Annotated in this window: 9 protein-coding genes; 5 read left to right on the top strand and 4 right to left on the bottom strand. The window is 36.6% G+C overall.

Annotated elements, in window-relative coordinates; genetic code table 11:
• Positions 1-113: 113 nt before the first annotated feature.
• On the bottom strand, positions 114-425 hold the full coding sequence (locus tag FVA72_RS11505; RefSeq protein ID WP_004254881.1) for a helix-turn-helix domain-containing protein: 312 nt from the start codon (positions 423-425) through the stop codon (positions 114-116).
• A gap of 687 nt (positions 426-1,112) precedes the next feature.
• On the opposite strand from FVA72_RS11505, the gene grxB reads away from it, so the two are divergent.
• On the top strand, positions 1,113-1,751 hold the full coding sequence (gene grxB / locus FVA72_RS11500) for a glutaredoxin 2 (protein WP_110591686.1): 639 nt from the start codon (positions 1,113-1,115) through the stop codon (positions 1,749-1,751).
• Between the two features lie 77 nt (positions 1,752-1,828).
• Here grxB and FVA72_RS11495 read toward each other — a convergent pair whose 3' ends face one another.
• Together FVA72_RS11495 and FVA72_RS11490 are read right to left on the bottom strand one after the other, a co-directional pair.
• A complete protein-coding gene (locus tag FVA72_RS11495) occupies positions 1,829-2,266 on the bottom strand; it encodes an META domain-containing protein (RefSeq protein WP_094963074.1) in 438 nt (145 codons plus the stop codon).
• A 14-nt stretch (positions 2,267-2,280) separates the two neighbouring features.
• Positions 2,281-3,279 carry a 2-hydroxyacid dehydrogenase gene (locus FVA72_RS11490; RefSeq protein WP_094963091.1) on the bottom strand — a complete coding sequence of 333 codons (999 nt, stop codon included), beginning with the start codon at positions 3,277-3,279 and terminating at the stop codon, positions 2,281-2,283.
• 234 nt (positions 3,280-3,513) lie between these two features.
• Between FVA72_RS11490 and FVA72_RS11485 the strand changes: the two genes are divergently transcribed.
• Genes FVA72_RS11485 through FVA72_RS11475 form a run of 3 tightly spaced genes read left to right on the top strand, consistent with a single transcriptional unit; the run spans position 3,514 to position 6,661 of the window.
• Complete coding sequence (locus FVA72_RS11485; RefSeq protein ID WP_243154699.1) at positions 3,514-6,111, top strand: YdbH family protein; 2,598 nt, start codon at positions 3,514-3,516, stop codon at positions 6,109-6,111.
• Between the two features lie 11 nt (positions 6,112-6,122).
• Positions 6,123-6,335, top strand: a complete 213-nt coding sequence (locus FVA72_RS11480; RefSeq protein ID WP_050763751.1) for a YnbE family lipoprotein — start codon at positions 6,123-6,125, stop codon at positions 6,333-6,335.
• The gene (locus tag FVA72_RS11475; RefSeq protein ID WP_110591687.1) at positions 6,332-6,661 is read left to right on the top strand and encodes a YdbL family protein; all 330 of its coding nucleotides are present in this window, start codon (positions 6,332-6,334) and stop codon (positions 6,659-6,661) included. Before FVA72_RS11480 ends, FVA72_RS11475 begins: the two co-directional genes overlap by 4 nt.
• 79 nt (positions 6,662-6,740) lie before the next feature.
• Here FVA72_RS11475 and FVA72_RS11470 read toward each other — a convergent pair whose 3' ends face one another.
• The gene (locus tag FVA72_RS11470) at positions 6,741-7,340 is read right to left on the bottom strand and encodes an FMN-dependent NADH-azoreductase (protein WP_110591688.1); all 600 of its coding nucleotides are present in this window, start codon (positions 7,338-7,340) and stop codon (positions 6,741-6,743) included.
• Positions 7,341-7,555: 215 nt separating this feature from the next.
• On the opposite strand from FVA72_RS11470, the gene hrpA reads away from it, so the two are divergent.
• Positions 7,556-11,455, top strand: coding sequence for an ATP-dependent RNA helicase HrpA (gene hrpA / locus FVA72_RS11465; protein WP_110591689.1), 3,900 nt, complete (start codon positions 7,556-7,558; stop codon positions 11,453-11,455).
• Positions 11,456-11,748 lie beyond the last annotated feature (293 nt).

The following is an 11,748-nucleotide window of genomic DNA, read 5'->3' as shown; positions in this document are numbered from 1 at the left end:
AGGATTAGCCTTTTTACTTTTATAGTTCTAAAGAAAGTGAAGTACAAATAACACGGGATAGAAATGTCTATGTTACTTGCATTTTATTTATATAAATTAATTTTTTATTTACATTAAAAGTTATCTTTAGAGGGGGCAATGACACTTTCAGCTGTATATATTAGCTCTTGGTTGAGTTCATTAGATGGTTCATTTTTATTTGATTTTGAATTGCTTACATAACCTTGGAAAAACCATTCAATAGGGCAATTTAATGCTTCAGCAATATCCACTAAATGATTAATTGGAATTTTGTTAATACCATTTTCATAACGAGATATTTGCTGTTGACTTAAATTTAATTTATCAGCTAAATTCGCACCTGATAGACCGAGCTCTTTTCTCCGGTTTTTTATTTTTATACCAATTATAGTATGAATGTCCATATGACATCCTCAATTTATATGAAAAGTTGTTATTTAATGCACTTAATTCAAATTACGTTTCATAGTATATTAAAAAATAAATAGATTTAAAAGTTTTAATGAACATAATTATGATGAAAATCGCTATTTTTAGTTTGGTTATTTGCAATAAGATAGCATTACTTTTAATGTGGTTATTTTTGTTGAATAAGTAAAAATATCTATCGTTACTATTTTTCATAGCGAAAAATATAAATTTTAAATTTCCTTTATAGTTATTTTGTTTTATTTTTCTTTAAAATCAAATTATTGCATCCTTGCTGTTGTGATAAAATTATCAGGAAGCAAAGTTAATATATCGTTACGGCATGTTAACTTTTTGTTTTTTACTTAATTTTTACTTAAAGTATTTAGTTATTAAAATTAAAGATAGAAAATAAATCAATGATATTTATGACATATTAATTTAATTGATATTAACTCAATGCTTAAATCATCTCAAATGATTACTCTGTTAATGGAACTTCTTCATCAGACATAATATGCTACGACCTAGATTTTATTATTGAGGTATTGTGCACTTTATTATATATATTTTTCCTCGCGCTAAACAAATTTTTACAAGCGTGATAAGGCATAAATGTGGGTACTCAAGTATACTGTATAAAACCTATTGGCACTTTCATTACCAAATTAGTGAGGTCCACAATGAAATTGTATATTTATGACCACTGCCCATTTTGTGTTAGAGCTAGAATGATTTTTGGTTTAAAAAAGTTAGCAGTAGAGCAAATCGTTTTATTCGATGATGACATAGAAACGCCAACAAAAATGATAGGTCGAAAAATGTTACCTATCTTGCAAAAAGACGATGGAAGTTATTTACCTGAAAGCTTAGATATTGTTCATTATGTAGATAGCATTAATGAACCTAAATATGCAGGAGGAAACATAACCCCTGAAGTAGAGGCTTGGTCTAAAGCGGTTTCTGCTGTGGTATATAAGCTTGTGACACCACGTTTTACACAAACTGATTTCCCTGAAATTAGTACAGCAGAAGCGAGGGCGGCATATATCGCTAGAACATCAAAATCTTATGGTGACTTAAACGAGTTTAAAAAAGAAACTCATACGTTGCTAGTTGAATTAGAGCCCCAATTGTCTTTATTAGATGCGTGGTTAGAAACACGTGGTGAACACATTGATATTAATGATTTTATTATTTTTCCAACCTTACGTAGTTTGAGCATAGTTGAGCACTTATCGTTTAGCACAAATATTCGGGATTATATGGAGCGAATTGCAAAAACCTCGAATATTAACTTGCTATTTGAACAGGCGAAATAGCCTATTTGGCTGCCAGTTCAGTGGGTTATGGCAAACGTATACCGCCTCTAAAAGAGGCGGTTGTACAGGATAATTCATTAATGGACGTAGTCACGTAGTGTATAAACTAATTTGTAATGACCTTGAATTAATACTAGCTGGTTGTTGTTTAATGAAATAACTGCGCCATCAGACAGTACTCGATTTATCATTGAATCCCATTTAGATAAATCTTCATCAACACATTCGAGTTCAGTTTTACTTAAGTTTTTTACGGTGATTTTTGCGTTTTTGATATTGCCAAATCCGTTAAAATCATTACACATTGATGCAGAAACAAACATTTTCTCGCCAAAAGCAAGGGAAGGTACAGTTTGCTTGCTACTAATCGTCTTACCATTCACTTCAGTTAAAATAAAACGATGATGCATCAACTTATTTTCAAGTGCTTGGTCATCATTACGCGCATTGACTTGATGAGTTTGGCATGCTGCTAGCAATAAACCCAAAATAGTAAGTGGAATTAGGCGTTTCATAGTTCCCGATCCAACTATGCGTTAACAATATTAGGGCAAGTTTCCCCATGACTAATTTGACGGATATTATTAAGCGTAGTTTGACTGATACTTGTTAATGCTTCTTCCGTTAAAAACGCTTGATGCCCGGTAAATAACACATTGTGACAAGAAGAAAGCCGACGAAAAACATCATCTTGAATTACATCATTAGATTTATCTTCGAAAAATAAATCACGTTCATTTTCATATACATCCATACCTAAAGCGCCAATTTTCTGTAATTTTAGTGCATTGATTGCTGCAACAGAATCGACTAACGCGCCTCGGCTTGTATTGATGATCATGACCCCATTTTTCATCTTTTTGAATGCATTTTCATCGAGTAGGTGATGATTCTCAGGTGTTAATGGGCAATGAAGGGAAATAATATCTGATTGTTCATATAAAGTATCCAAGTCAACGTATTCAGCGCCCATATCTAAAACAGCTTGGTTCGGGTATGGGTCGTGTGCGAGTAGGCGCATTCCAAATCCCTTTAAAATACGTAGCGTCGCTTGGCCAATTTTTCCGGTACCAATAATTCCAGCAGTGCGGTTATGCATATTAAAACCTGTTAATCCTTCGAGAGAAAAATTTGCATCTCGAGTACGTTGGTATGCTCGGTGGATCCTACGGTTAAGGCAGAGCATCATACCAACAGTATGTTCGGCAACGGCTTCAGGAGAATAAGCAGGAACACGGACAACTTGAATACCTAATTCTTTAGCAGCTTGTAAATCAACATTGTTAAAACCAGCGCAACGTAAAGCTAAAATTCGAATATTGAGTGCGGCAAGTTCTTCTAAAACAGCACGATTAGCTTCATCGTTAACGAAAATACAGATAGCATCTGCACCAACAGCATTTTTAGCTGTCTGAACGGTCAATGGAAAATCAAAATATTCAATACTAAAATTAAATCCAGAATTTTGATTAACTTGTTCCATGTGCTTGCGGTCATACTGTTTGGTACTATAAGAAACAATTTTCATCATGAAGACTCCAATTTTTAGGAACCAATTAGAAAAGAGTAGGTAAAAAGGTGTACCTACAAAATATAAACTCAGAATAAGACAATTAAGTTTGTAAATCACCTATAAATTAAGAAAATAGGTATCTGTTTACGATTGAATGTGGTTTATCTTTATTAGTATCGTGTTTAATGAGGAATTTTTGTTGAAATTTATCACTTGCGCTATAGAACAATTCAAACAAGGGATGTAGTAATGCAGTTAATGAAAAGAGCATCCAGAATATTACTCTGCTTTTTGGGTGGAAGCATTGCTCTCTTAATACTTTTATGGATAACGATATCCCATTGGGCTCCAGTTGTTGCATCACACTATCTTCCTAAGCCATTTAAACTGTCGTTTTCAGAACCAAGAATTAGTCATGGCCAGTTGGATATAGCAAATATCAGTATAACAGCAAATAATTGCACATTAGTTCAGTTGAATAGCACAAGACTTTCTATCTTTCCCTTACACGCTATTGTGGATGACCTTGATGTTAAAACTGAATGTTTGAGTGCTCTTGAGCCAACGAATGAAATGGATAATGAGCCGATTAATATTGCAGAACTTATCGATAATATTCCGGTTTTTTCATTAGTTATCAATAATACCAACATACAGCCATGGAGTGATTACCAAGGCAGTATTTGGTTGCGTAAAAATCAGGTTAACCCTCTAGAGTTTGATTTTAGGGGCGACAATTTAAGGTTGTCATCTTTAATTAATACGGAACACCAATTAGTCATTCAAAATTTTTTAGCATTTCTACCAGAACAAAAGCAAACAATAGAATTATTTGGTGATGTGCAGCTCCCCTTAATGGCAAATCAGCTTCCAGAAAAAGGGGAGTTGAATGCTTATTTTAAGTTAATCAACCCAGAAAAATTCTTACAAGCTAAATTCAGTTGGTTGAATGACCAAGGTGTCTTTAGCGTCATGGATACAGACACAAAGGAAGAATTGCTTTATTTACCGTGGTCACTATCGTCTTCTCGAATACAAATAGCGCAAGGTAAGTGGCAATGGAAAGAAGCAGATATCCCTTTACAAGGCGGTATCAGTTTTCAAGTTGATAACTGGGGTAATACATTAAGTGAAATGGTATTTTCTGGGCGTATTAATATGCTCACACAAGCAAAGAAAGGGAAAGCCAATATTGTCTTAGCTGTGCCATCTACTCAGATAAATTTACTCAATGCTGATATTTATTTTAGGTTACATGGTCAAGTTAAATATGATGATATGGTGCTGGATATTAATTTGCCAGCTAAGGTTTCAGGTCAGTTAGCTGCCCCCAAAATTTCTTTTTTATCCAGTTCATTATTAAGAGCTTATGGCCGTCTTTCGGAAACACTGGTTCTCAATGAAGCTAGATTACCACTTGCAGGAACATCGTTAGGTGAAGAGGGTATTTCAGGACGTTTACAAGCTATCCTAAAAATTAAAGAGCAATATTGGGGGAGCTTTGATATTCATTTAGATGGCAAAGCTAATAAATTTACCTTAGATAAGGGAAAATGGTTTTGGAATTATTGGGGAAATGCCAATTTGCCGTCATTATCAGCTAATTGGGATATTAAGGGTAATGGGAGTTGGCAGGACACTTTAATAACATTAAATAGCTTAAATACAGGGTTTGACCAAATACAATATGGGCTTTTATCGATGAGGGCTCCACGTTTACAGCTAAGTAAACCATTGATTTGGCAACGTGATCAGAATAAAGCCAGTTTTAATGGAAAATTACAGCTTATCAGTGAACGGATGCAATTCGGCACTGAAAGTTATCTGCCAAGGATCACATTAAACGCAGATCTTAGGGGAAAATCTCCTGCTGAGTTTCAACTTAAAGGCGATTTAAGTACTAAAGATGTCGGGCCAATAGTCATCTTTGGGCGCTGGGACGGTGAAAGATTAAGAGGGGAAGCTCGTTGGCCTGAACAGTCGGTCACAGCTTTTCAAACGTTAATTCCTGCTGACCTTGGAATTGAATTAAAACAAGGCAAATTATTTTCTCAAGCCGCTTTTTCAATAACACCGGAAGAGGGTTTTATTGCTGGAGGACATTGGCGTGTCGAGAATACTAGTCTTTGGTTAAAAGATGGCGAATTATCAGGATTAGATTTTGTTTTACCGTGGCGTTTAAAACAAAGTACCTGGACTTTGGGGGGGAAAGCACCCGTTGAGTTGCGTATTAAACAGCTCAATAATTTATTCGAATTAACTGATATTAAAGCCGATCTCTCTGGCTCTTATCCGCCAACGGAAAATTCGCCATTAAAACTGACTAATGTAGGCTTTAAAACATTAGGAGGTGAAATATCGATGGATTTACTGCGCTGGCCACAAACTCAAGCCTCTACGATAAAATTAAAGCAGATTGAACTTAGCCAGTTATTTACCATACTAAAAGTGTCGCAATTTGCTGTCTCCGGTAAAGTTAATGGTGAATTACCTTTTTATTTAAATAACCCAGAATGGATAGTTAAAGATGGATGGTTAGAAAATAATGGGCCATTAACGTTACGGCTAGATACCCAATTTGTTGATTCTATCCGAGAGGATAATATATCTGCGGGTTCGGCCATGGGTTGGTTACAATATTTGGAAATAAAACGCAGCCGTACAGATGTTAATGTCACAAACTTAGGGCTGTTAAAGATGACAACAATCCTTGAAGGGTATAACACGCAAGAAAAGAAAAAACGCGAAGTTCATTTGCATTATCAACATGAAGAAAATATCTTTCAATTATGGCGTAGTTTACGATTTGGTAGCTCTTTAGAAGAGTGGTTGGAAAAAAATTTATAATGAGCATAAGAATGAACGTGAAAATATTAAAATTCACTACAGCTATATCGATTGTGTTGCTGTTATCAGCTTGCTTGCGAGTTGAGGTCGCAACACCGGATAAGCCCATCAATATTAATATGAATGTAAAAATTGAACATGAAATCCAAATAAAAGCGGATAGGCAAGTAGAAGAATTATTGAAAGAAAATAGTGATTTGTTCGGTGAGGTAAACCCAAAATGAATCGAATAATCAAAGTATTTGCCCTGTGTTCGTTATTGACTGCCTTTCAGGTTATAGCAATAACGGTTGATGAGGCCAAAGAAACAGGTCTATTAGGGGAAACGTTATCGGGGTATTTAGCTCCAATTAATACGAGTAATCTAGAGGCCACTAAACTAGCTGCACAAATCAACCAAGAACGGGAAAAAAGATACAGCGAAATTGCTGCAAAAAATAACCTAAAAACAAATGATGTCGCAAGGATAGCAGGACAAAAACTTGTAGAACGGGCTAGTCCTGGGGAGTTTGTGCGTGGAATTAATGGTCAATGGTTACAAAAGAAATAAAAAACGCACTCAGAAAGTGCGCAAGATATAGCAATGGTAGCTTTGGGTTTTAATAATACCTTGCTTAAAAGGATATATTTTAAGCAATAATGGTATTTATATGGCTTTGTGCTTGTTGATGTGCCCTTTCGACTGACTCTTGGCCTAACGACGTGCCTTCAGCAAAAATGAACTCAACGTCGGTAATACCAATGAAATTTAGAAATAGTGTTAAATAAGGCACCATGGTATCTGTTGGTGTGTCTTTATAAATACCGCCTCGACTCGTTAATACATATGCGCGCTTGTCTTTTAATAAGCCAACAGAACCTTGTTCTGTATATTTAAACGTGTGCCCTGAGCGAGCGATAAAGTCGAAATAGTGTTTTAAATGAGAAGAAATCGTAAAGTTATACATCGGGGCTGCAATAACAATCACATCGTGAGCTTTAATTTCCTCAATCAAGGCATTTGACAGGTCCAAATGTGCTTGTTGTTGTTCTGTTTTCGTGTCACTTGGACCAAAAGCTGCTAAAATTTCACCGTCAATCGCTGGAATTGGCTCTTTGACTAAATCTCGTACAGTTACTGTATCTGCTGAGTGTTTTTCCTGCCATTGTTGAATAAAGTAATCTGCCATTTTATTGCTTTGTGAATAGTCAGCCAGAATACTTGATTTCAATAGTAATACTTTACTCATGTGTTCCTCTATTTTTTAGGTAAAACTTTATTGGTAATAATACGTGATGTGTAACTGATTGATAGGAAAAATATTAGATAGCTTTCTTCAAAAAAATTGATGGTATTTTTATGTGATAACAACAATTAAAAATAAAAGCGAAATTTAGCCCTCACAAATTGCGAAGCTGATTGGCTATCGTGTATTGAAATTTATTAAAGATAAGGATTCAACAGGTGAAATCCATACTGACAGCATTAACCGCTGATATTGGACAAACTTCATTACGTGACCAATGGTTACTGAAAAAAAGAGTGCAAGGTATTGCAAAGATCCAGAACGAAAAATCGCGCTCTGCGGTACTTGATGCTATCAAAATAGATATTGAAAAGGCAAAGCAAAAGGTTGGAATTAAAAGATTAAATGCGCCTAAAATTGTGTATCCGGATAATTTACCGGTCAGCCAGAAGAAAGATGTCATTTTAGATGCCATTAAAAATCATCAAGTTGTTATTATTGCTGGTGAAACTGGGTCAGGTAAAACAACGCAAATCCCCAAAATTTGTCTTGAACTTGGCAGAGGGGTTCTAGGATTTATTGGTCACACTCAACCAAGACGTTTAGCCGCGCGCTCAGTTGCGTCACGCTTAGCTCAAGAACTTGAATGTGAATTAGGTACAAAAGTTGGTTATAAAGTACGCTTTAGTGACCAAGTGAGTGAAACGACTCAAGTCAAATTGATGACTGATGGTATCTTGCTTGCAGAACTACAAAATGACAAATTGCTGCTACAATATGACACAATTATTATCGATGAGGCTCACGAAAGAAGCCTGAATATCGACTTTATTTTAGGTTATTTACGTCAATTATTACCAAAACGTCCTGATTTAAAAGTTATTATTACATCAGCAACCATTGACCCTGAGCGTTTTTCGAAGCACTTTAGTCATGCCCCAATTGTTGAAGTGTCTGGGCGTACCTATCCTGTTGAAGTTCGTTATCGTCCTATCATGGGAGACCAGAACGATAGTGACCGTGACCAAATTGATGGGATAATTGATGCGGTAAATGAACTATCGATTGAAGGTAATGGCGATATATTGATTTTTATGAGTGGTGAGCGGGAAATTCGTGATACCGCCGATGCGTTATCAAAACTTTCTTTACGCCACACTGAAATCTTACCTCTTTTCGCAAGGCTCTCGAATAGTGAGCAAAATCGTATCTTCCATCCTCATGGGGGACGGCGGATCATTCTTGCAACAAACGTAGCAGAAACATCATTAACTGTACCGGGTATAAAATATGTCATTGATACCGGTTATGCGCGAATCAGTCGTTATAGTTACCGTACCAAAGTACAACGTCTTCCTGTTGAAGCCATTTCTCAAGCTTCAGCTAACCAACGTAAGGGGCGCTGTGGCCGTGTTTCTGACGGGATTTGTATTCGATTATACTCAGAAGATGACTTCTTATCACGTCCAGAGTTCACGGACCCTGAAATTTTACGGACGAATTTAGCGTCAGTTATATTACAAATGACTTCTATTGGTCTTGGTGATATTTCTGCATTTCCATTTGTGGAGGCTCCAGATAAACGTAATATCCAAGATGGTGTGAAATTACTGGAGGAGCTAGGTGCCATTAAGTCCCATAAACAGGCGGATAAAGGGTATCAACTAACGGATATAGGCAGGCAGTTAGCCCAGCTTCCTGTTGACCCAAGACTTGCTCGTATGGTGATTGAAGCACGTAAACACGGGGCAGTACGTGAAGCAATGGTGATTGTTTCTGCATTATCAATTCAAGACCCTAGGGAGAGACCGTTAGACAAACAGCAAGCTGCCGATGAAAAACATCGTCGTTTCCATGATAAGCAATCAGATTTCTTAGCTTTTTTAAATCTTTGGGATTACTTAAAAGAACAACAAACACAGCTTTCTAACGCTCAACTTAGAAAAATGTGTCGCCAAGATTTTCTTAATTATTTGCGTATTCGGGAATGGCAAGATTTGTATACCCAATTGAGGCAAGTGGTAAAAGAGCAAGGTTTTGCCATTAATAGTGCGGAGGCTGATTTTCGGAGCATTCACGTTTCGTTATTGGCTGGGCTGCTTTCACATATTGGACAAAAAGATGCAGATAAACACGAGTTTACTGGGGCTAGAAATGCACGTTTTACTATTTTTCCTGGGTCGGGTTTGTTTAAAAAACCACCGAAATGGGCAATGGTTGCGGAACTTGTTGAAACGTCGAAATTATGGGGAAGAATTGCCGCATCAATCGATGTTGAGTGGGTTGAACCCTTAGCAGAACATTTAACTAAACATAGTTATAGTGAGCCTCATTGGTCTAAATCTGAAGGCGCGGTAATGGCGTCAGAAAAAGTGACTTTATATGGGCTACCCATTGTTGCATCAAGGCAGGTTAATTATGGGAATATTGACCCGTTATTATGCCGTGAATTATTTATTCGTCATGCATTGGTTGAAGGGGATTGGGTCACACGCCACGCATTCTTTAAAGAAAATCTGAAATTATTATCTGAAGTCGAAGATTTGGAGCATAAATCACGTCGGCGTGATATTTTAGTTGATGATGAAACGTTATTTGCATTTTATGACCAACGGATCCCGAATGATGTGATTTCCTCTCGTCATTTTGATAATTGGTGGAAAAAGGCATCTAAGCAACAATCTGACTTGTTAAGCTTTGAAAAAAGTATGCTGATCAAGGAGGATGCGAGTAATGTTTCGGCTCTTGATTACCCAAACTATTGGTATCAAGGGGATTTGAAATTTCGGTTGAGTTATCAATTTGAGCCAGGAACTGATGCAGATGGAGTGACTGTCCATATACCACTTGCGATATTGAATCAGGTTCAGAATATTGGCTTTGATTGGCAAGTTCCGGGACTGCGTCATGAGTTAATCGTTGCTTTAATTAAATCATTACCTAAACCAATTAGGCGAAATTTTGTTCCTGCACCTAACTATGCTTCTGCATTTTTAGAACGAGTCCCTGAGCCTGAGGGGAGTGTATTGGATAAACTTGAACGTGAATTACGCCGTATGACAGGTGTCACTGTTGAACGTGAATCATGGCAATTAGAGCAACTTCCCGCTCATTTAAAAATGACATATCGTGTTGTAGGCGACAAAAATAAAACCGTTGCGGAAGGGCAAAATCTTGATGAGCTAAAAAATAGCCTAAAAGAAAAAGTGCAAGAAACGTTGTCTGAAGTTGTAGATGACGGTATTGAGCAACATGGGTTACATATTTGGAGTTTTGGTGAATTACCTCAACGCTATGAGCAAAAGAGAGGCGGATATTCCGTTAAAGCTTATCCTGCATTAGTCGATGAAAGAAATAGTGTTGGTATCAAGGTGTTTGAAACAGAATTAGAACAGCAGCAAGCAATGTGGGCTGGGGTGCGTCGATTATTACTGTTAAATATTCCATCGCCAATTAAGTATTTACATGAAAAACTACCCAATAAATCAAAATTGGGTTTGTACTTTAACCCCTATGGCAAGGTATTGGAGTTAATAGATGATTGTATTGCTTGTGGTGTCGACCAAATAATCTCTGATTTTGGTGGCGCGGTATGGAATGAAGAACAGTTTGAAAAACTGAAAGAGCTTGCACGGGCAGAATTAAATGATGTGGTTGTTAATATTGCTAAGCAAGTTGAACAAATATTAACGGCGGTGTTTGCAATCAATAAACGTCTAAAAGGGCGGGTTGATTTTTCGATGGCAATAGCGTTATCGGATATAAAAATACAAATGTCGAACTTAGTGTTTAAAGGTTTTGTGACTACTCATGGTTGGAAACGCTTACCTGATATTCTTCGTTATTTAAATGGAATAGAGCGGCGATTAGAAAAACTAGCTATTGATCCTAACCGAGATCGTGCACAACTGAGTAAAGTAGAGCATGTTCAGAATATGTGGCAGCAATGGTTAGTAAAATTATCTCCAGTTCAGAGAAATATGCCAGAAGTCCAAGAAATTCGCTGGATGATTGAAGAACTGAGAGTCAGTCTGTTTGCCCAGCAGCTTGGAACGCCATATCCAATTTCGGATAAGCGAATTATGCAGGCGATGGAACAGTTATCTCAACAACTGTAAGCCTTATTTTGACTAATTAGCGCTTCACGTATTCTGTATGTGAAGCGCTTTTCATTTTTAGTTGGCCTTAATCATTTAGTTACAACATACTAATGAATGATAAAAATATAAGCATCGAAGCTCATACAACAGAAATTTTAACCAGCAAAGGAGAGGGGAAATTGTAAAGGAGGGCGAAAATTGTGAAGGAAATTACGACTAGAAAATTATGGAGTGATTTAGTAATCAAAAAAACAGGATGTTGCAGTAAATGAAGGCTTAAATTTATGGGTTAAAATTAAGCCCTCGTTTCT

The sequence above is a fragment of the Providencia sp. PROV061 genome (assembly GCF_011045655.1).
In the GTDB taxonomy this organism is placed as follows: domain Bacteria; phylum Pseudomonadota; class Gammaproteobacteria; order Enterobacterales; family Enterobacteriaceae; genus Providencia; species Providencia hangzhouensis.
Note: the sequence above shows the minus strand (reverse complement) of the source record. Positions and strands in the feature narration are given on the sequence as shown.

What these genes read in the sequence shown, in the direction of transcription:
- FVA72_RS11505 (WP_004254881.1), bottom strand. Translation starts at nt 425, where the DNA reads ATGGACATTCATACTATAATTGGTATAAAAATAAAAAACCGGAGAAAA.
- grxB (WP_110591686.1), top strand. Translation starts at nt 1,113, where the DNA reads ATGAAATTGTATATTTATGACCACTGCCCATTTTGTGTTAGAGCTAGA.
- FVA72_RS11495 (WP_094963074.1), bottom strand. Translation starts at nt 2,266, where the DNA reads ATGAAACGCCTAATTCCACTTACTATTTTGGGTTTATTGCTAGCAGCA.
- FVA72_RS11490 (WP_094963091.1), bottom strand. Translation starts at nt 3,279, where the DNA reads ATGAAAATTGTTTCTTATAGTACCAAACAGTATGACCGCAAGCACATG.
- FVA72_RS11485 (WP_243154699.1), top strand. Translation starts at nt 3,514, where the DNA reads ATGCAGTTAATGAAAAGAGCATCCAGAATATTACTCTGCTTTTTGGGT.
- FVA72_RS11480 (WP_050763751.1), top strand. Translation starts at nt 6,123, where the DNA reads ATGAACGTGAAAATATTAAAATTCACTACAGCTATATCGATTGTGTTG.
- FVA72_RS11475 (WP_110591687.1), top strand. Translation starts at nt 6,332, where the DNA reads ATGAATCGAATAATCAAAGTATTTGCCCTGTGTTCGTTATTGACTGCC.
- FVA72_RS11470 (WP_110591688.1), bottom strand. Translation starts at nt 7,340, where the DNA reads ATGAGTAAAGTATTACTATTGAAATCAAGTATTCTGGCTGACTATTCA.